Source organism: Pseudomonas sp. NPDC086278, assembly GCF_050280905.1.
GTDB lineage: Bacteria > Pseudomonadota > Gammaproteobacteria > Pseudomonadales > Pseudomonadaceae > Aquipseudomonas.
Genome location: NZ_JBNNWE010000006.1, coordinates 65,581 through 85,168, shown reverse-complemented (window position 1 = coordinate 85,168; position 19,588 = coordinate 65,581). Strand labels below are relative to the sequence as shown.

General features: G+C 60.6%; 15 protein-coding genes. 6 read left to right on the top strand and 9 right to left on the bottom strand.

Annotated elements, in window-relative coordinates:
• Window positions 1-54: 54 nt before the first annotated feature.
• The 6 genes from ACQKP4_RS03700 to ACQKP4_RS03675 all read right to left on the bottom strand — a co-directional run bounded on the left by ACQKP4_RS03700 (window position 55) and on the right by ACQKP4_RS03675 (window position 9,625).
• A complete protein-coding gene (locus tag ACQKP4_RS03700; RefSeq protein WP_427630515.1) occupies window positions 55-1,272 on the bottom strand; it encodes an efflux RND transporter periplasmic adaptor subunit in 1,218 nt (405 codons plus the stop codon).
• Between the two features lie 15 nt (window positions 1,273-1,287).
• Entirely contained in the window at window positions 1,288-2,757 is a 1,470-nt protein-coding gene (locus tag ACQKP4_RS03695) for an efflux transporter outer membrane subunit (RefSeq protein ID WP_427630513.1), read from the bottom strand.
• Window positions 2,754-3,227 (bottom strand): MarR family winged helix-turn-helix transcriptional regulator, encoded by a 474-nt coding sequence (locus ACQKP4_RS03690; RefSeq protein WP_427630511.1) that lies wholly within the window; start codon window positions 3,225-3,227, stop codon window positions 2,754-2,756. Before ACQKP4_RS03690 ends, ACQKP4_RS03695 begins: the two co-directional genes overlap by 4 nt.
• A 289-nt stretch (window positions 3,228-3,516) precedes the next feature.
• Window positions 3,517-7,185: a translocation/assembly module TamB domain-containing protein gene (locus ACQKP4_RS03685; RefSeq protein WP_427630509.1), complete on the bottom strand. Its 3,669-nt coding sequence runs from the start codon at window positions 7,183-7,185 to the stop codon at window positions 3,517-3,519.
• Entirely contained in the window at window positions 7,182-8,909 is a 1,728-nt protein-coding gene (locus ACQKP4_RS03680) for an autotransporter assembly complex protein TamA (RefSeq protein ID WP_427630507.1), read from the bottom strand. Before ACQKP4_RS03680 ends, ACQKP4_RS03685 begins: the two co-directional genes overlap by 4 nt.
• A gap of 65 nt (window positions 8,910-8,974) precedes the next feature.
• Complete coding sequence (locus ACQKP4_RS03675) at window positions 8,975-9,625, bottom strand: GNAT family N-acetyltransferase (RefSeq protein ID WP_427630505.1); 651 nt, start codon at window positions 9,623-9,625, stop codon at window positions 8,975-8,977.
• Between the two features lie 321 nt (window positions 9,626-9,946).
• On the opposite strand from ACQKP4_RS03675, the gene xthA reads away from it, so the two are divergent.
• A complete protein-coding gene (xthA, locus tag ACQKP4_RS03670) occupies window positions 9,947-10,759 on the top strand; it encodes an exodeoxyribonuclease III (RefSeq protein WP_427630503.1) in 813 nt (270 codons plus the stop codon).
• Between the two features lie 191 nt (window positions 10,760-10,950).
• A complete protein-coding gene (locus ACQKP4_RS03665) occupies window positions 10,951-12,291 on the top strand; it encodes a substrate-binding domain-containing protein (RefSeq protein WP_427630501.1) in 1,341 nt (446 codons plus the stop codon).
• 187 nt (window positions 12,292-12,478) lie between these two features.
• Here ACQKP4_RS03665 and ACQKP4_RS03660 read toward each other — a convergent pair whose 3' ends face one another.
• A complete protein-coding gene (locus tag ACQKP4_RS03660; RefSeq protein WP_427630499.1) occupies window positions 12,479-13,708 on the bottom strand; it encodes an acyl-CoA dehydrogenase in 1,230 nt (409 codons plus the stop codon).
• 178 nt (window positions 13,709-13,886) lie between these two features.
• Here ACQKP4_RS03660 and ACQKP4_RS03655 point away from each other — a divergent pair, with 178 nt between their 5' ends.
• From ACQKP4_RS03655 to ACQKP4_RS03645, 3 genes are all read left to right on the top strand, one after another.
• Window positions 13,887-14,816: a LysR family transcriptional regulator gene (locus ACQKP4_RS03655; RefSeq protein WP_427630498.1), complete on the top strand. Its 930-nt coding sequence runs from the start codon at window positions 13,887-13,889 to the stop codon at window positions 14,814-14,816.
• Between the two features lie 186 nt (window positions 14,817-15,002).
• Window positions 15,003-15,404: a MerR family transcriptional regulator gene (locus ACQKP4_RS03650; protein WP_427630496.1), complete on the top strand. Its 402-nt coding sequence runs from the start codon at window positions 15,003-15,005 to the stop codon at window positions 15,402-15,404.
• 138 nt (window positions 15,405-15,542) lie between these two features.
• Entirely contained in the window at window positions 15,543-16,442 is a 900-nt protein-coding gene (locus ACQKP4_RS03645) for a hydroxymethylglutaryl-CoA lyase (protein WP_427630494.1), read from the top strand.
• 622 nt (window positions 16,443-17,064) lie between these two features.
• Here ACQKP4_RS03645 and cobF read toward each other — a convergent pair.
• A complete protein-coding gene (cobF, locus tag ACQKP4_RS03640; RefSeq protein ID WP_427630492.1) occupies window positions 17,065-17,820 on the bottom strand; it encodes a precorrin-6A synthase (deacetylating) in 756 nt (251 codons plus the stop codon).
• Window positions 17,820-18,392 carry a histidine phosphatase family protein gene (locus ACQKP4_RS03635; RefSeq protein ID WP_427630490.1) on the bottom strand — a complete coding sequence of 191 codons (573 nt, stop codon included), beginning with the start codon at window positions 18,390-18,392 and terminating at the stop codon, window positions 17,820-17,822. The genes cobF and ACQKP4_RS03635 overlap by 1 nt, the downstream gene beginning before the upstream one ends.
• Before the next feature lie 341 nt (window positions 18,393-18,733).
• Here ACQKP4_RS03635 and ACQKP4_RS03630 point away from each other — a divergent pair, with 341 nt between their 5' ends.
• On the top strand, window positions 18,734-19,588 hold the full coding sequence (locus ACQKP4_RS03630) for a MurR/RpiR family transcriptional regulator (protein WP_427630488.1): 855 nt from the start codon (window positions 18,734-18,736) through the stop codon (window positions 19,586-19,588).

The following is a 19,588-nucleotide window of genomic DNA, read 5'->3' as shown; positions in this document are numbered from 1 at the left end:
GTGCGGCGCCAGTTACTGACCTTGCTCGCTGCCACAGGGTCGTGTGATGACCCATCAGCGTTGTACGGTCTTGCTGACCGCCGCGCTGTTGTCGTGGATCAACTGCGTGATCATCGCGTCGGCTTCAGCCAATTGACGGTCGTAGACGCTGGTGCTGAACGACGCCTTTTGCGGCGGCTGTTGCGCCAGGACCGGGCCGCTCTGGTCGTGCAGGTTCACATCGACCTGAGTCGACAGCCCCACGCGCAATGGATGTTTTGCCAGTTCTTCAGCGTTGATGTGAATCCGCACCGGCACACGCTGCACGATCTTGATCCAGTTACCGGTGGCGTTCTGCGCCGGCAGCAGGGCAAACGCGCTGCCGGTGCCGGCGCCGAGGCTGTCGATGGTGCCGCTGAATTTCACGTCGCTGCCATACAGGTCGGTTTCGATGTCCACCGGCTGACCGATGCGCATGTCACGCAGTTGGGTTTCCTTGAAGTTGGCGTCGATCCACAGTTGGTCCAGTGGAATCACCGCCATCAACGCGGTACCCGGCTGTACCCGTTGGCCGAGTTGCACGGAGCGCTTGGCCACGTACCCGGTGACCGGCGCGATCAAGGTGCTGCGCGAGTTATTCAAATAGGCCTGACGCAATTGCGCAGCCGCCGACATCACGTCCGGGTGCGAGGAGACCACGGTGTCGTCCACCAAGGCACTGGTGGTTTTCAATTGCTGTCTGGCGTTGGCCAAGGCGTTTTCCGCCGAGGTCAGGTCGTCGCGAGCGTGGGTCAGTTCTTCCTGGGAAATCGCCCCGCCCGCGGCCAGGTTTTTCCGGCGATTGAAGTTGTCCTGGGCCTTTTGCACTTCGGCTTGCCGGGCGTTGACCTGGGCTTTCATACCGTCGACGTTGCTGTACAAGCCGCGGACCTGGCGCACGGTGCGGGCCAGATTGGCCTGGGCACTTTGCAGACCGACTTCAGCGTCATTCGGGTCGAAGTTGACCAACACCTGGCCTTCATGGACCAGGTCGCCATCATCGGCGCCAATGCTGACCACGGTGCCGGTGACCAGCGGAGTGATTTCCACCACGTTGCCGTTCACATAGGCGTCGTCGGTGCTTTCGTTCCAGCGCCCGTAGAACTCGTGATAACCCCAGACGCCGAGTCCGGCGAGGATCACCACGATGGCGAGCAACACCAGCATGAGTTTGCGTTTACGCGGGTTGCCGGTGTCTGGCGCGTTATCGGCGGTTTTTTCGCTTGGAGCAGGAGTTGTATCGGCAGTGGCCATGACAAATACCTTGAATTAGTTGTGCTGCGTGGCTGGGGTTGCGTTGGCCGCGGTCAGGGTTTCGCCCTGAAAACCGCCGCCCAGCGCTTGCATCAGTTGAATCGACAGATCGATCTGCTCGGCATTCAGGTCGGCCAGCTGACGCTGGGCCTGGAGCAATTGCTGCTCGATGCTGAGCACGTCCAGGTAGTTACCGATGCCGGAACCGTACCGCTGGACCACGGTGTTGTAAGAATCCTGGGCAATCGCGGTGGCATGTTGCTGCGCCCCGATCTGCCGGCCGATGTCGCGCAACTGGTTGATCGTGTCGCTGACATCGCCGAGGGCTTTCACCAGGCTCTTGTTGTACTGCGCCACGGCGAGGTCGTAGTCGGCGTCGCGGGCATCGAGGTCGGCGCGCAGGCGGCCACCGTCGAAAATCGGCACCGAAATGGTCGGCGCAATGTTGAAGAAGCGGCTGGCCGACCCGAACATCGCGTCACCCAACAAGGATTCGGAACCGGCAGCGGCCGTGAGGTTCAAGTTGGGATAGAACTGGGTCTTGCCGGCGGCGATGTTCTTGCTCGCCGCTTCAACGCGCCAACGGGCGGCCACCAGGTCTGGACGACGACCGAGCAGCTCGGCCGGCAGCACCGAGGGCAATGCAATGGCGCTGGCCTGGAGGATTTTCGGCCGGGCAATTTCATTGCCACGGTCCGGGCCTTTGCCGAGCAACACGGCCAGGGCGATTTTCGCGCTGTTCAGGCGTTTCTCGGCATCGATCAGGCTCGCTTCGGAACTGGCTTCGAGGCTTTCGGTTTGCTGGAACTGGTACTGGCTGTCGATGCCCGAACTCAGGCGACGCTGGCTCAGGTCGAGCATTTGTCGGGTGCGTTTGAGGTCGTCGTTGGCCAGGTCATAGACGATGTGCGCCTGGCCCAGATCGCTGTAGGCGCGGGCGACGTCGGCGGCCAGGGTCAACTGCGCGGCCTGCTGATCGACTTCAGCCGCACGGGCCTCGCCCAACGCAGCTTCCCAGGCGTCACGCTGGCCGCCCCACAGGTCGAAGTTGTAATTGAAGCTGGCGCCGATGTTGCGCACGGTGGCGTAAGTCCCGCCCTGCCCGCTCGGGTCCTGATCCCGGGACAGACGCGAGCGGCTGACACCGGCGCTGGCATCGAGGGTCGGCATGCGCGCGGCGTCGGCAGCATAGGCCGCAGCGCTGGCCTGATGCGCGCGGGCATCGGCGATTTGCATGTCGGGGCTGTCGTGCAGCGCTTCGCGGATCAGACCGTCGAGTTGTGGGTCGCCGAGGCTTTTCCACCAGTCACTTTTCGGCCAGGCCGCCGGCGACAGCGTCACGCCGCTGAGGGATTGCCCGGCCTTGAGGGTTTTCGCGTCGAGGCGTTGGCCTTCGGTGGTCAAGCCGCTGTAACTGGCGCAACCGGCCAGGGTCATGGCCGCCAACACCAGGCTCAGGCCGGTACGCAAGGTTCTATTGCTCATTTGTCACCTACCCGCAGCACCGTGATCGAATCACCGGCCGCCACCAAGATTTTCTTCAGGATCTGTTCCAGGGTGTTCAATTCGTCCGGGCTAATGGCGCCGGCCAATTCATTCATCGCGTTGGAGCCGATCTCCGGCAAGCGATCAGCCAATTGCTGGCCTTGTTCAGTCAGCACCAGTTGCACCTGACGTCGGTCTGCTTCGGAGCGTTGGCGGGCGAGGAAACCTTTCTGTTCCAGGCGATCGAGCATGCGCGTCATCGAACCGCTGTCCAGCGACAGGTGCCGGCACAGCTCGGCCGGCGTATCGACGCCGTACTGGGCTAGGATGATCAGCACTTTGAACTGCGCGGCGGTGATGCCGTGCGGTTCCATGTGCGTGTCGATGATCCGGTCCTTGAGCAGCGCAGCGCGCCCGAGCAGGAGACCGAGATGGCAATTCTTGAAATCGTCGGGGGCGAAATGTTTCATCTGATCACCAATTAGCTGCCTAGGCAGAGAATGTATGACGAGATGTTACTGCCTAGGCAGCGAATGTCAACGTAATAGTTAGGAGGCTTTGTATTTTGTTGATGAGTGGTGCGCGAATGAAGACCGCCAATTCCTGTGGCGAGGGGGCTCGTCGGAACGGCGCAGCGCAGCGGTCGTCGATTTAGAGGTGCAGGGTTTGAGGGGGGATGAAGTTGCAGGTTTGGGGGTCGCTGCGCGACCCGACGGGGGCAAGCCCCCTCGCCACAGCAAGCCCCCTCGCCACAGGGAGTCAGAAATCCCGTTTGTAGAAGATGTCCAGCGAGCTTGCCACGCCGCCCGCCGCTTCGAGGTAGACCTTCTTGCTGAGCTTGTAGCGCAAAGCGATGGTATTGGCCGGCTCGAACACGCCGACGCCATACCGCAGGCTGAGTTTCTCGGAGAGATTGCCGCTGGCCACCACGCTCGTGGCATTGCCGCTGCCTTGGGTGTCGAGCTGGAAGTCCTTGATGCCCAGGTCGTTGGCCAAACCGCTGGTCACCCCGGAACTGCCCATCAAGCCCAACCCCAGGGCGGCTTGAGCGAGCATGTTGTTGTCTTCGCCGTTGGTGCTCAGTGGACGGCCCAGCACCAGATAGGACAACGCCTGTTCCTGGCTCATGGCCGGTTCGGAGAAGATTTGCGTGGTCGGCTGCTCGGCGCTGCCGCTGAGGCGAATGCCGGCGATCACGTCGTCGGTCTGGCGGATGGCTTCGATGTCCAGATACGGCTGATCGATCGGCCCGGCAAACAGCAGACGCGCCCGGCGCACGGTCAGGCGCTGGCCGTAGGCGCGGTAACGACCGTCGTTGAGCCACAGTTCGCCGCGCGCGTCCAGGTTGTCGCCGATGTGCACGTGACCTTTCACGGTGGCGGTCAGGCCAAACCCGGCAAAACTGAGTTTGTCGTCGCCGACCACCACGTCGATGTCCATTTTCATGGCCATCGGCGGTTTGCCCTCTTCGGTTTGCGCACCGACGATCACCGTGTCGTCAGAGACCTTGACCGTCGACGGCGGCAATTCGCGCACAGTGATGTCGCCCTTGGGCACCAGCACTTTGCCGGCAATCGCCAGCTCATCGTCCTTCACCGAGATTTTCAGGTCCGGCGCTACTTCAAGCTTGGCGTACGGTTCGACGGTGACCGGCAACCGCGTGCCCTTGAGCGCCAGGTCGACCACCAGCGCCTGTCCCCACGCGATGTTGCCGTTTAACGTGCCCAGCCCGGTCTCGCCGCTTTTCCAGCCGCCGTTCAACTGCACGCTTTCGCCGGTAATGACCGCTTGCAGGTGCAAGGCTTGCAGCGTCATGGGCAATTCAGGCCCGGACACTTCGCCGTCGCTGAGCAGCAAATTGCCATTGACCTGCGGCGTCAGCAGGTCGCCGGAAATCGTGCCGCTGCCATTCAGCCGGCCGGTGAGCTTCTCGACCATCGGCACAAACGGCCGGGCCACGGATACGTCCAGGCCACTGAGACGAAACGAGCCGGTCACGGGTTTGTTCTTCGGCAACGGATTGATCTGCGCCTGCACCATCAGCTCGCCCAGCTTGCCACCGACGAAGTTGAGGTCGGTGTCGATGCGTTTCGGCGTGAGTTTGCTGGTGAGTTTCAGGGTCTGGTAGGGGAAGTCCAGCCACTGATCCTTTTCCTTCATGCGCAAGGTGCCGCCACTGGCGTCGACGCTGACCTGGCCGTTCGGGCCGCTGGCCGGCAAGTCCAGTTGCAGGTCGGCGTTGAGGCTGCCCTTCCAGGCAAAATCTTTCGGCAGCCACTGCGCGAGGCTGTCAATCGGGAACTGCTTGAGGTGGTAACGCAGCTTCGGCTCCGGCATCAGCCGTTGCTCTTCACCGCACAAGCTGGCCGGGCCAGACATCCAGCAGTGGGCGCCGAAGTTGATTTTGCCGTCCGCCAGCCGCTCCAGTTTCGCCGGGCCTTGCAGCTTCCAGTCCTGGCCGCCGGCCTGAATATCGCCACTGGCCAGGCGTCCACGCCAGTTGCCTTTATCGAGCGCGCCGTCGAGGCCCAGCGCCAGCTTCAGCTGCGGACCTTGCAAGTCGAGGCTGAGTTTCTGGTTTTTGATGTCGCCCTGGCCGCTGGCGGTCAGCGTGCCCAAGGCCGTATCACCGGCCTGAATGCCACTGCCCTTGAGCTCGATTTTCGCCCGTTGCGCGCTATCAAGCGTCGCGTCGAGGTTCAGGCTTTGCAGGCGATTGTCCTGGAACGCCAGTTGCGAACCTTGCAGCCCGAGTTTGCCTTGCGGCGCTTTCAGCGTACCGGCGACGTCGAGGCGTCCATTGACCTGACCGCGCAATTGCGGCCAGAGCTGGGCCAGGCGTGGCAGTTTGATGTCGATCTGACCGGCCAGCTTTTGTTGCAGGCTGCCTTTGCCGTTGATGCTGTTGTCGCCGAGGCGAACCTGTAGCGCATTGAGGTTCCATTGCTCGCCGCCGCCGTCGGCCTTGGCCTGGATCACCGCCGGTTGGCCGCGCAGTTTGCCTTTCAGGTCCAGGTCAGCACTGAGGCGCAGCTGTGCATTTTTCATCTCGCCTTTGCTGCGCAATGGCCCGGCCAGCGTTCCCGGCAACTCGGCGACCCAGTACGCCGGGTTGATCGCCGACAGGTCGAGCGCGGTGTCCCAGGCAATGCCATCGGCAAATTGCAGGTTCAAATGCCCTTCAGCCTTGCCCTGCCCGGCTTCAAGCTGGATCTGTTGCAGGTAGATTTTCGTCAGGTCGCCGCTGAACGGACTGTTCAGGCTGAACGCTCCGGCCGGGCCGTCCAGCGCCGCTTTGAAGCTGCCGAGGTATTTGCCGTCGGTGTAGGAGATATCGCCATTGAAGCTGCGCAATGCCACTTCCGGCTCATCGATCAGCGGATAGAGGCGGTGCCACGGAAAATCCTGCCAGGCGATTTTTGCATCGGCGCTGAGGCCTTTGCTCCAGTCGATCTGCCCGCTGACCTTGAGGCTTTGCTTGTCGTTGGCGGTCAGGTCGAGAGCGGCGATCTGCGCGCCCCTGGCGTCGACCTTGCCTTGCAACAGCAACGCGACCGGGCCTTGTTCGGCGGGCAACGTGGCTCTGCCGACCAGTTGGTAACCGTTTTTCAGGTCGCCGTCGCCGGTGAGTTCCAATTGATTGAGTTGCAGGGTGTCCGGCAGGTCGGCGGCGGGCTTGAAGCCGTCGGCGGTCATCCGCACTGTGGCCGGCAAATTGTCCGCCAACGGTTGCAATTCGCCGGTCAGCTTGCCATTCAGGTAGCCGCTGCTGTCGGCTTTCAGGTTCAGGGTTTTCAGCAGATCGCCCTCCACCTCAAGCGCCAGCGACCAGGTTTGCGGAGCCGGCAAGTTCAACGTGCCGTGCGCCTTGAGCGGCCAGTTGCCGCTGGGTTGCAGCAGGCCCGAGAAGTTCAGGCCGAGGTCGTCGCGCTGCAACGTCACCGCATCGATCTGCAACCCTTGCGCCGTCCAGTGCGCCGCCAGTTGCAGGCCTTTGAGTTCTTCGCTGCCGTTGAATAGCAGACTGCCAACCTGGACATCGCCCAGTTCGATGGCCAGCGGCAACTGCAAATCCGGCAGCGTGATCGGCCCACTGCTGGCGTCTTCGGTGCCCGGTGGGAATTGCAGGCTGACCTGATCGGCTTTCAGTTGCTCGATGCACAGGGTCATGCGCGCAAGACACAACGGTGACCAGGCGAAAATCGGCTTGCTCAGCTCGACCCGGCTGCTGCCATGCTGCCACAGCAGATGGTCGGCGCTCCACTGTCCGCCCAAACGCCCGTGGAAATTCTCGACGGTCAAACCGGGTACAAAACCGAGCGCCCAGCGGCTGCCCGTGGCGGTGCCCAGCACCGTGGCCACGGCGACGACCATCAGCATCAGCAGCGCCAGAATCGCCAGCAGCGTTATTTTCAAACCACGATTCACAGCTCGGGCCCCATGGAAAAGTGCAGTCGAATGCCGCCGTCGTCATCCAGGGCGTGGGCCAGGTCAAGGCGAAGCGGCCCTACCGGCGAGACCCAACGGATGCCGATACCGACGCCCGTCTTGAGGTTCGGCAGGTCAAGTGTATTGAAAGAGTTGCCTTGGTCGATGAAGGTCGCGACGCGCCATTTTTCGGCGATGGAGTATTGATACTCGACGCTGCCGGCAATCATGTAGCGGCCACCGATGCGGTCGCCCTCGGAGTTCTCCGGGGACAGGCTCTGATAGTCGTAACCGCGCACGCTCTGATCGCCACCGGCGAAGAAACGCAGGGACGGCGGCACCGATTTATAGCCGTTGGTGGCACTGCCGCCGACCTGCAGCCGACCGAGAAAACGGTGATTGTCGAAGACCGTGGTCAGGCCTTTGACCAGCGCCGTGCCGTACAGCAGGTTGTTGTCCGAGCCAAGCCCTTCTTTGGCGACTTTAGTCTCGAAGGCCAGACGATAACCGTTGTGCGGGTCAATCTTGTTGTCACTTTTCAGATACGAATAGCTGACGCCCGGCATCAGCAATGTACTCAAGCCCGAGTCATCGCCAAGGGTGTAGTCCTCGCGTTGCCATTTCAGCGACACGACCCGCTGCCAGCCGCTGGGCAACTTGCTGTGCCATTCAGGGCCGAGCGTCAACAGTTTGCTCTGGGTGTCAGTACCGTCGATATCTTCATTTTGGTAGCCGGCGGCCCAGCGCAACTTGTCGGTCAGCGGCGGGTCCAGCGGAATGTCGTAGAACACCCCGACGTTCTGACGTGGCGCCGACAGTTCGGCTTCCCAGCCATAGCTGTCGCCCTGCGGGTTGACCCAGTGCCGCGTCCAGTTGGCCTTGATCCGCGGGCCGACGTCGGTCGAATAACCCAGACCGAGGCCCATGGTCCGCGGCTTGCGGGTCTCCAGGGTGACTTCGACCGGAATCACATCGTTCTTGGACGCGGTCGGCGCGGCATCGACGCGCACGGTCTCGAAATAACCGCTCGATTGCAGCGCCTGATTGAGTTCGGCAATCAATTCGGAGTCGTATGGCGCGCCGGCCTTGAACGGCACCATGCGTTGCAGCAAATCTTCGTCGAACGGCGTGTTGCCTTCGAAACTGACCTTGCCCAGGGTGTAGCGCGGGCCGCTGGCATAGATCAGGTCGATATCGGCAACGCCGGCGCGCGGGTCGACCAACAGTTTCTGGGCGGTGAAATGCCCGCTGAAAAAACCGTAGCGCGAGGCCTGATTCTGGATCTGCCGCTTGGCGTCTTCGTAATGGCCATGGTTAAGCACCGCACCGGTTTTCAGCGCGTCGCTCTTGGGCACGCGGAAAGCCTTGAGGGATGCGGCGGGCCCATCGACACGAATCGTGACGTTTCGCAGATGAATGGGCTCGCCGGGAACGATGGTCAGCACCAGGCTCGGCGTCTTGCCGCCCGTCACATCGGATTCGATCTGCGGCTGGTAATAACCCAGCGCCTGGGCGGCCTTGCGCGCCTGCTCCTCGGCACCCCGGCGAAAACGCTGCAAAGCTTCTTCGTCACGATCGCCGAGGCTGCCGATATAGCCCTCTATATTGGCTTTGAGTTCATCGTTGGACGGTGTGATCCGCACATCCAATTCACTTTGCGCCAACGCCGTGCAGCTGGTTATCAGCATCAGCACGCCGCTGGTAAATCTTCCTGGAAACTTCATAGGCGCGGATGCTATCACGAGCTTGAGAGCCTGATAGAGCCGGACTTGTCGCAAAAGTTCGAGGATTATGCGGTGGCTGTTTGCAACACCTGAGGATTGGCGTGGAAAAACACGTGCTCGCGGATCGGTCCTACGGCGACCTCGCCGATTTCTTCGTACCCCTGACGCTTGTAGAACTCCAGATAACGCGGATTCCCGGTATCGAGGATCACGCCCTCGGAGTGCTCATCCACCGCGCACCAGTTATGCACCGCTTGCAGCAATTGTTCGCCGAAGTGTTTGCCCTGGAATTGCGGATGAATCCCCAGCAGCGGCAGCACATGCACCGAATCGCTCGGCACGCACGCCGCAACAGCCGCGTGGTAATCGAGGTAGCGGCGGGTGCAGCGGAAACCGGTGCTGAGCACCATGCGCAAGCGCCAGGCCCAACTTTCGGTGATGCCCAGGCGACGCTGCGGCGGTGCGATCAGGGCAATACCGATCAAGCGGTCGTTGACCAGCAGGCCGATGGCCGGCAAATCCTGGAGAAAGTGTTGCTTGACCAGTTCGCGCACCGTCGCCCGCACTCGATGCTCGTATCCGGGACGTTCGGCTTCGAACAGGTAGCCGAAGGTCGGCTCGTGGCGATAGGCGTGGTAAAGCAGGGAGCGCGCTTCGTGGGAATAGCCACTGTCGAGCATGTGGATATCGGCAATGGCGGTCGCGGTTTCAGGCATAACGGTTGATCTCCCCGGGGCGCCATTCAAATGACGGCGCTCTTCTGGTTACGAGCCTACAGCGCTGGCACAGTTCCTTTGTGATCCGAATCAGTGTTGCGGCTCCGTGCCTCATCGCGAGCAGGCTGGCTCCCACAAGGTATAGACCAGACTGGCGAGTTCAGTAGTCCTGGCACAGATCAACCGTGGCAGCGGACTTGCTCGCGAAGGCGCCAGCCCTGGCGGTACAAATCCTGCGGTCAAACGCCAATCCCCTCACCCCGACACTGGCCCGATTCCTACAGGTCAGCTAGCATCGCCCTTTTGCCAGGACTGCCGACCATGAAGATCGTCTCCTTCAACATCAACGGGCTGCGCGCTCGCCCCCATCAGCTGGCGGCGCTGATCGAAAAGCACCAGCCGGACGTGATCGGGTTGCAGGAAACCAAGGTCCACGACGACCAGTTCCCGCTCGCCGAAGTGCAGGCGCTGGGTTATCACGTGTATTTCCACGGGCAGAAAGGCCATTACGGCGTCGCCCTGCTGTCACGCAAGGAACCGCTGGCGCTGCACAAAGGTTTCACCACCGATGAAGAAGATGCGCAGCGGCGCTTTATCTGGGGCACATTCGCCGACGCCAATGGCGTGCCGATCACGATCATGAACGGCTATTTCCCACAGGGCGAAAGCCGCGATCATCCGACCAAGTTCCCGGCCAAGCAGCGCTTCTACAATGATCTGCAACAACTGCTCGAAAGCCAGTTCAGCAATGATCAGCCGGTGGTGGTGATGGGCGACGTCAACATTTCCCCGGAAGACTGCGACATCGGCATCGGCCCCGACAACATGAAACGCTGGCTGAAAACCGGCAAGTGCAGCTTCCTCCCGGAAGAGCGCGAGTGGATGGCCCGCCTTAAAAACTGGGGCCTGACCGACAGCTTCCGTCACTTGAACCCGGAGGTGGCCGACCGTTTCAGCTGGTTCGATTACCGCAGCCGCGGGTTTGAAGACGAGCCGAAACGCGGGCTGCGGATCGACGTGATCATGGCCTCTCACGGCCTGCTGCCACGCGTGAAGGATGCGGGCGTCGATTACGACCTGCGCGCAATGGAGAAACCGTCGGATCATGCGCCGATCTGGCTTGAATTGAGCTGATCCCCGGAAATCCACCGTAATCAACTGTGGGAGCGGGCTTGCTCGCGAAGGCGGTGTATCAGTCAACTTAGATAGCGACTGACCCACCGCCTTCGCGAGCAAGCCCGCTCCGACAGGGGCCAGCTGTCATCTTTCGGAAACCTTACTGACTTAATCTCCCCGCACTTTCTTTGGTTTTGTAAGGTGCCGGCATGATGCTGCGCGTTTTGTACCTGAGTGCGTTGTGCGCCTTATTGCCATTGACGGCGTCCGCCAACGATTTGCCTACCTCTGAAACCGCCCCGGTCCTGCGTATCCAGGGCTCCAACACCATCGGCGCGGATTTGGGCCCGGCACTGGTCGCCGGGTTGCTGCGCGAACAGGGCCTGCTCAAGGTTCACAGCGAACGCCCGGACACCGCCAACGAGCAACGCATCGTCGGCGAAAACGCTCAGGGACAGCGCGTCATAGTGGACGTCGCGGCCCATGGTTCCAGCACCGGTTTCACAGCCCTCAAAAACGCCTCCGCCGATCTCGCCGCCTCGTCACGCCCGATCAAGGACAGCGAACTGGCTGACCTCAAATCCTTGGGCGATCTGAAAAGCCCCGGCGCCGAACAAGTCATCGCCATCGATGGCCTGGCGATCATCCTGCACCCGCAAAATCCGCTGAGTCAGCTCAACACCGAGCAACTGGCGCGGATCTTCAGTGGCGAAGCCAGCACCTGGGAAGAACTCGGTGGCAGCGGTGGGACGATTCATCTGTATGCGCGGGATGACCAATCGGGCACTTACGACACGTTCAAAGAGTTGGTCCTTGGCCGACGTGGGAAAACCCTGAGCAGCGCGGCGAAACGCTTCGAATCCAGCGAGCAACTGTCCGACGCGGTCAGTCAGGACCCGCAAGGCATCGGTTTTATCGGCTTGCCTTACGTGCGCCAGGCCAAAGCCGTGGCGATTGCCGATGGCCAGTCCCAGGCAATGTTGCCGCTCAACAGTTTGATCGCCACGGAAGACTATCCGCTGTCCCGGCGATTGTTCCTTTACCTGCCGCCGAACGGGAAAAACCCTTGGGCGCAAGCGCTGGTGGCGTTTGCGCAAAGCAGCAACGGCCAGGCGATTGTCGCGGCCAATGGTTTTGTCGCGCAAACCGTACACGCCATGACGGTGACGCCGAACGCACTGATGCCCGAGGGTTATCAGGCGCTCAGCCGCCATGCCCAGCGCTTGTCGGTGAATTTTCGCTTTGAAGAAGGCAGCGCGACCCTGGACAACAAGGCCCGACAGGACCTGTCGCGGGTGCTCGACTATATAAAGCAGCGTGACAAGACTAATCGGCAGGTGACGCTGGTGGGTTTTGGAGATGCCAAGAACGATCCGGCGCGCGCGGACCTGTTGTCGAAACTGCGGGCGATGGCGGTACGACGGGAATTGGTGAAAAGCGGCGTGGTGCTGCGCGAGATTCGCGGCTTTGGCGCCGAGATGCCGGTGGCGGCGAATAGCGCGGATGAAGGGCGGATCAGAAATCGGCGGGTTGAGGTTTGGGTTTACTGATGTTGCTGCGTTGAATCAACCGACGCCTTCGCGAGCAAGCCCGCTCCCACACTGGAATGCACTTCCCTGTGAGATCAGGCTTGATCCCACATTGGAATGCGCTTCCCTGTGGGATCAGGCTTGATCCCACATTGGAATACGCTTCCCTGTGGGAGCGGGCTTGCTCGCGAATGGCCGCGACGCGGTCTTACTGCCCGCTACGCATCAGTTCTTTCGGCACGTATTTACCGATCTCGAACTTGCCAATCGCCGCGCGGTGCACTTCGTCCGGGCCGTCGGCCAGGCGCAGGGTGCGCTGCATCGCGTACATGTAGGCCAGCGGGAAGTCATTGGAAACCCCTGCCCCGCCATGGATCTGGATCGCCCGGTCGATAACGCGCAAGGCCACGTTCGGTGCGACCACTTTGATCTGTGCGATCTCGCTTTTCGCCACCTTGTTGCCGACGGTGTCCATCATGTACGCCGCTTTCAATGTCAGCAGACGGGCCATGTCGATTTCCATCCGCGAGTCGGCGATCTTGTCGATGTTGCCGCCCAGACGCGCCAGCGGTTTACCGAACGCCGTGCGGCTCACCGAGCGTTTGCACATCAGCTCCAGCGCACGTTCGGCCATGCCGACCGAGCGCATGCAGTGGTGAATCCGGCCAGGGCCCAGGCGACCTTGCGCGATTTCGAAGCCGCGTCCTTCGCCCAGCAGGACGTTTTCGTACGGCACGCGCACGTTGTCAAACAACACTTCGGCGTGACCGTGAGGCGCATCGTCATAGCCGAAGACCGGCAACGGACGGACGATCTTCACGCCCGGCGTGTCCACCGGCACCAGAATCATCGAGTGCTGGGCGTGGCGTGGCGCGTCCGGGTCGCTCAGGCCCATGAAAATCAGAATCTTGCAGCGCGGGTCACAGGCGCCGGAGGTCCACCATTTTTTGCCATTGATCACCCACTGATCGCCATCGCGCACCGCGCGGGCAGCCATGTTGGTGGCGTCGGACGAAGCGACATCCGGCTCGGTCATGGCGAACGCCGAGCGAATCTCGCCGCGCAGCAGCGGTTCGAGCCAGCGTTGTTTCTGTTCTTCGTTGGCGTAACGCACCAGCACTTCCATGTTGCCGGTGTCCGGGGCCGAGCAGTTGAACGGCTCCGGGCCCAGCAGCGAGCGGCCCATAATTTCGGCCAACGGGGCGTATTCAAGATTGGTCAGGCCGGCGCCGAGTTCGGACTCGGGCAGAAACAAATTCCACAGGCCTTCGGCCTTGGCCTTGAGTTTGAGTTCTTCCATGATCGCGGTCGGCTGCCAGCGATCACCTTCGGCGACCTGGCGCTCGAACACCGCTTCAGCGGGATAAACGTAAGTGTCCATGAACGCGGTCACGCGCTCACGCAGTTCCTGAACCTTGGGCGAATAAGCGAAATCCATGAGCAGTTACCTTCTTGGGCAGAGGTTGTTTAGGTCATGCAATCGATGCTAGAACAGCGCTGATAATTTACCTAGCCTATTCTCGGCGTGTATTAACATTCATCACCGATATATGATCGGGTGATTGCCAAGGCCTCCGGCCTCAACAAAACGCCCCAGACAATAAGAGTGCAGCGCAATGAATCTGAGCAAGGTCGACCTCAACCTTTTCATCGTCTTCGACGCGATCTACACCGAAGCCAACCTGACTCGCGCCGGGCAGATTGTCGGCATTACCCAGCCTGCGGTCTCGAACGCTCTGGCCCGCCTTCGCGAGACCTTTAACGACCCGTTGTTCGTGCGCACCGCCCAAGGCATGGTGCCGACGCCGATGGCGCAAAACATCATCGGGCCGGTGCGTAACGCGCTTTCCCTGCTACGGGTGTCGGTACAGGAAAGCCGCATTTTCAACCCGTTGCAGGCGGTCAAGACTTACCGCATCAGCATGACCGACCTCACGGAAGCAGTGATTCTGCCGCCACTGTTCCAGCGCCTGCGTCGCCTGGCACCGACGGTGATTATCGAAAGTTTCCTGTCCAAGCGCCGCGAGACCACCAAGGAACTGGCGGCCGGTCGACTGGACTTTGCCGTGGATGCGCCCCTCAATACCGACCCGCAAGTGCGCCACGTCAAGTTGATGGAAGACCGTTACGTGTGTGCGATGCGCAAGGGGCATCCGCTGGCGGGCAAGGAGAAATTCACCCTCGACGATTATCTGTCGCTGACTCACATTCACATTTCCAGCCGTCGCAGCGGCCTGGGCCATGTCGACCTGGCGCTGGGCAAAATGGGGATCCAGCGCAAAATCGCCCTGCGCTCCCAGCACTACCTGATGGCTTCGCAAGTGTTGCAGCAGACCGACATGGTCATGACCGTGCCGGAGCGCTTCGCACGGCGTAATGATTTGCAGGCGTTCAGCCTGCCGGTCAACGATGTACCGCCGGTGGAAACTCACCTCTACTGGCACGAAAGCACCGATCAGGACCCGGCCAACCGCTGGATGCGCGAGCAGATGATCGAGTTGTGCCAACAGGTGACGGCGCATGAGAAGAAGCTCGATAAGGTGTGAGGCTTGGGACCGCGTGATCGTTCTTCGCGAGCAAGCCCGCTCCCACAGTAGATATTTGGTGGACACACTATTTGTGTATGACAGAAATCCCCCTGGGGGAACGGGCTTGCTCCGACAACCCATGCCGCTTGACGTAAACGTCAACCTGCCATTAGCTTAGCGCCATGACTTTTTTCGAGCGCGCCCATGAGCAGCCAGACCTACAGCATTTCCGACCTCGCCCGCGAGCTCGACATCACCACGCGAGCCATTCGCTTTTATGAAGAGCAAGGGCTGCTCAGCCCCGAGCGCCGTGGCCAGGAACGCATCTATTCGCCCCGTGACAAGGTCAGCCTGAAGCTGATCCTGCGCGGCAAGCGTATCGGCTTCTCCCTCGCCGAATGCCGCGAGCTGATCGAACTCTATGACCCCGCCGGCGGCAATCAGAAACAACTGCAAACCATGTTGAACAAGATCGCCGAACGCCGCGAACAGCTGGAGCAGCAAATGCTCGACATCGAGCAGATGAAGCTGGAACTGGACACGGCGCAAGAGCGCTGCACCCAGGCACTGGAGCAGACGATCAAGAGCCAGGAAGCTATTCAATAACCCCACGCCGCCCCACTGTGGGAGCGGGCTTGCTCGCGAATGCGGTTTTACATTCAACATTGCTGTTGGCTGACAGACCGCATTCGCGAGCAAGCCCGCTCCCACAGGGTTCTCTGAACATTCAGAAGGTCCATTGCCATGTCCCTCCCCTCCCACGTACGCCTGGTCGAAGTCGGTCCCCGCGACGGCCTGCAAAATGAAGCCCAACCGATCAGCGTTGCCGACAAGGTGCAATTGGTCGACGCACTGACTGCCGCTGGCCTCGGTTATATAGAGGTCGGCAGTTTCGTTTCGCCCAAATGGGTGCCGCAGATGGCCGGTTCCGCTGAGGTTTTCGCGCAGATCCAGCGCAAGCCAGGCGTGATCTACGGTGCACTGGCGCCAAACCTGCGCGGCTTTGAAGATGCGATGGCGGCCGGCGTAAAAGAAATTGCCGTGTTTGCTGCGGCATCAGAAGCGTTTTCCCAGCGCAATATCAATTGCTCCATCAGCGAGAGTCTGGCGCGGTTCGTGCCGATCATCGACGCCGCCAGGCAAAACGGAATCAGTGTTCGCGGTTACGTGTCCTGTGTGCTGGGCTGCCCTTACGAAGGCAACGTCGCGCCGGAAAAAGTCGCCGATGTCGCTCGCGAGCTTTATGCGATGGGTTGCTACGAAGTGTCGCTCGGCGACACGATTGGCACCGGCACCGCCGGTGCAACGCGCGCGATGTTCGAGGTGGTATCCAAAGACGTGCCAAGGGACAAACTGGCCGGGCACTTCCACGACACCTATGGCCAGGCCATGGCCAACATCTACGCCAGTCTGCTCGAAGGCATCTCGGTGTTCGATAGCTCCATCGCCGGCCTCGGCGGCTGCCCCTATGCCAAGGGCGCCAGCGGTAACGTCGCCACCGAAGACGTGGTTTACCTGCTCAACGGCCTGGGCATCGAGACCGGTATCGATCTGGACGCCTTGATTCTGGCCGGCCAGCAGATTTGCACCGTGCTGGAGCGTCCGACCGGCTCACGCGTAGCCAAGGCCCGTAGCGCCCGGTGAGTCGGATGTGTCCGGGTGTTACCGCACCCGCTGAAACGTGGGCGCAGGCGAGTAACACGGAAACAAAATGTCGGGATTTGTCTGAACGAAAATTCAGACAAAATACTAACTTGTTGATTTTAAAGACATTTTAAAAGTTGGCATGGCTTCTGCTATCTCTATGGCATAACAAGAATAAAAAGCAGCAAACCAATAAAAATAAGACGAAACGACTCTGACATAACAAGAACAACACGGCAGAGACGCAGCTAACAGATTTTTTTGGAGAAGATGTGCTTTTCAGGGTGCTTTTCGGAGTCACCCGCAACCGGACAGAGAACAATAAAACTACCTTCAGGTAGCTCCCGAACTGGTTGGATCGCTTCGCGAAAAAGCAGATCAGCGCTCAAAAAAATACGTTTGCTCTTGATCCCGGATGGGGATCGACAAAAACAGCGGTAAAGGGTCACGGTTGCTAAAAACAAAAACAGACCGCCCCTCAATAATAAAAAAAGAGCACGCGCAACGACAAATTAAAGGGGAGCCTCGGCTCCCCTTTGTGCTTTCTGCTGTTTAGCATCCCCGCACGATAAATGTGCGAGCCGGCCGGCCCGCGATCAGGGGCGCTCAAACAGCATGATGTTCAAGGCTTACGCAGCAAATAGGTGTCCATGATCCATCCGTTCGCCAATCGCGCCGCCTTGCGCACCCGCTCAATCTCATCCGCGACATCTTCGAGCCGGCCGCTGATCAGGATCTCATCCGGCGTGCCCAGGTAAGCGCCCCAATAAATCTCGGTCTGCGGATCCGCCACTCGATGGTAGGAATCCTCCGCATCCAGCATCACCACCAGACTGTCGCTATCGCTGACCTGCCCCGCCGCCAGCCGCCGGCCGGTGGTGATTTCGATCGAGCGCCCGATGCGATTCAGCGGCACCTTGTGTTGCGCCGCCAACGCCTGAACGCTGGTGATGCCGGGAATCACCTCGAACTCGAAGACACAGCGTCCTGAGTCGAGGATCGCCTGCAAGATCCGAATAGTGCTGTCGTACAACGCCGGATCGCCCCACACCAGAAAACCGCCGCACTGGTCGTCGGACATTTCCTCGGTGATCAAGCGCTCGAACGTCTGCTGCTTGGCCCGGTTCAGGTCGTCGACACTGTTGGTGTAATCGACACTGCCACGTTCACGCTCGGGGCTATGGGCTTCGACGAAACGGTACTGGCGATCAGTGATGTAGCGCTCGCAGATCTCGCGACGCAGATCGATCAACTTGTCTTTGCTCTGACCTTTGTCCATGAGAAAAAACACGTCGGCGCGGTTGAGCGCCTTCACGGCCTGCATCGTGATGTAGTCAGGGTTGCCGGCGCCGATGCCGATCACCAGAAGTCGTTTCATCACAGCACTCCTTCAACGTCTGTAGCCGGCAAGCGCAGCCGCCAGCGCTCGGTGAACCGCAACTCGATAGTCGACAGCGGCTCGACGTCGATCAGGTTGAACCCCGCCCCCTGCAATACATGGCTCAGCGCGGCACGCATGATAAACGGGTGGGTGATCGCCACGATGTGCCCCGGCGTGCCCTCCAGGGTTTTCAGCCATTGCGCCACCCGGTCGCCGAGTTGCGCCACCGACTCGCCCCCGTGCGGCGCCGACGACGCGTCATCGAGCCAGGCCTGGAGCGCGTCGGGTGCAGTTTTTTGCAAGTCACCGATACGCACGCCTTTCCAGCGTCCGAAGTCGCAATCGCGCAGCGCCTGCACAACTTCAACGTCCTCGCCAAACAACGCGGCGGTTTGCCGCGCTCGCAACTCAGGGCCACACATGACTCGCGCCCCCCGTTTGAGCTGCGCTCGACGCGTTCCCCTTGCCGATTGCCAGTCCATTTCCAACGGTTCGTTCGTAGGAAATATCGCTAATTTTTGTGCGACGGTTCGAGCGTGGCACATCAGGGTCAAACGGGTTGCCTGCACGGTTTCCACTCTGTCGATAACAAGGAGAGGCGGCACGATGCCGTTGCTGAATGCGCAATTGTGCCGCAAGAAGCGCGATCCAGGGCGTTTCGTTTCATTGGCGAACCGTGGTCGAAGGCCAATGAATTTCCGAAATAAAAAGCCGACTCTGACACGACACAAAGCAATGTCCTACAAGGCAGGGCGAATCCCGTGTAGCCCCTGCCGCACGCGGTTTTCAGCGTTTTTCGGCGGGTGAAACAGCCCTGAAAAAATTCGCTAGACATGTAGAGTCCGCTACATAAATACTGTTTTGGCAATTTATGAAATGAAACCAACACCCCATCCAGCAAGGAGCCCGGATGCCTTCCCTTAGAGACCTGATCACCGATTCCGGCCTGGACTTGACGCCGGCGGAGCGCAAAGTCATACGCGCCTTGCTCGATCAGTACCCGCGAAACGGGCTGGGACCGATGTCGCGCCTGGCCGAACATGCGGGCGTCAGTGATCCGACCATTGTGCGGTTGGTGAAAAAACTCGGGTTCAGCGGTTATGCCGGCTTTCAAGACGCGCTGCTCAGCGACATGGACCATCGCTTGCGCTCCCCCAGCGCCCAATTGCAGCCGCGCGCTCATCTGCAAAAAGGCGACGCCTGGAGCCACTACCTCGCAGACAGCCACCGCGCCTTGGTGGAGACCCATGCGCTGACCCAACCCGAAGACGTGCGGATCCTGGTGCAATGGCTGCTCGATATCCGCCATCAAGTGCACTGTTTCGGCGGTCGTTTCAGCAGTTTTCTCGCCCACTACCTGCTCAATCACCTGCGCCTGCTGCGTCCCGGCTGCTTCGCCCTGGAAGATAACGCGCAACTGCCAGACCGACTGTTCGACGTGCAGCGCCAGGACGTGGTGCTGGTGTTCGACTATCGCCGCTACCAGTCCCAAGCCCAGCGAGTGGCCATTGCCGCGAAAAACCGGCATGCGCGGGTGGTGCTGTTCACCGACATTTACGCGTCGCCGTTGCGCGAAATTGCCGACCTGATCATCAGCGCGCCGGTGGAATCGGCCTCGGCGTTCGACACCATGGTCCCGGCGCTGGCCGAGGTCGAGGCGCTGATTGCCTGCCTGACGTTACTCAGCCCGGACCTGGCCGATCGCCTGGAAGGCATCGACGCCATGCGCGACGAATTTGATACCCACCTGCTGGAGGAAAAATAA

Excerpts from the sequence above, each read along its gene's own strand:
- cobF (WP_427630492.1), bottom strand. The coding sequence starts at position 17,820 with ATGAAACGACTTCTGGTGATCGGCATCGGCGCCGGCAACCCTGACTAC.
- ACQKP4_RS03665 (WP_427630501.1), top strand. The coding sequence starts at position 10,951 with ATGATGCTGCGCGTTTTGTACCTGAGTGCGTTGTGCGCCTTATTGCCA.
- xthA (WP_427630503.1), top strand. The coding sequence starts at position 9,947 with ATGAAGATCGTCTCCTTCAACATCAACGGGCTGCGCGCTCGCCCCCAT.
- ACQKP4_RS03645 (WP_427630494.1), top strand. The coding sequence starts at position 15,543 with ATGTCCCTCCCCTCCCACGTACGCCTGGTCGAAGTCGGTCCCCGCGAC.
- ACQKP4_RS03695 (WP_427630513.1), bottom strand. The coding sequence starts at position 2,757 with ATGAGCAATAGAACCTTGCGTACCGGCCTGAGCCTGGTGTTGGCGGCC.
- ACQKP4_RS03680 (WP_427630507.1), bottom strand. The coding sequence starts at position 8,909 with ATGAAGTTTCCAGGAAGATTTACCAGCGGCGTGCTGATGCTGATAACC.
- ACQKP4_RS03660 (WP_427630499.1), bottom strand. The coding sequence starts at position 13,708 with ATGGATTTCGCTTATTCGCCCAAGGTTCAGGAACTGCGTGAGCGCGTG.
- ACQKP4_RS03675 (WP_427630505.1), bottom strand. The coding sequence starts at position 9,625 with ATGCCTGAAACCGCGACCGCCATTGCCGATATCCACATGCTCGACAGT.
- ACQKP4_RS03655 (WP_427630498.1), top strand. The coding sequence starts at position 13,887 with ATGAATCTGAGCAAGGTCGACCTCAACCTTTTCATCGTCTTCGACGCG.
- ACQKP4_RS03700 (WP_427630515.1), bottom strand. The coding sequence starts at position 1,272 with ATGGCCACTGCCGATACAACTCCTGCTCCAAGCGAAAAAACCGCCGAT.
- ACQKP4_RS03690 (WP_427630511.1), bottom strand. The coding sequence starts at position 3,227 with ATGAAACATTTCGCCCCCGACGATTTCAAGAATTGCCATCTCGGTCTC.
- ACQKP4_RS03650 (WP_427630496.1), top strand. The coding sequence starts at position 15,003 with ATGAGCAGCCAGACCTACAGCATTTCCGACCTCGCCCGCGAGCTCGAC.
- ACQKP4_RS03630 (WP_427630488.1), top strand. The coding sequence starts at position 18,734 with ATGCCTTCCCTTAGAGACCTGATCACCGATTCCGGCCTGGACTTGACG.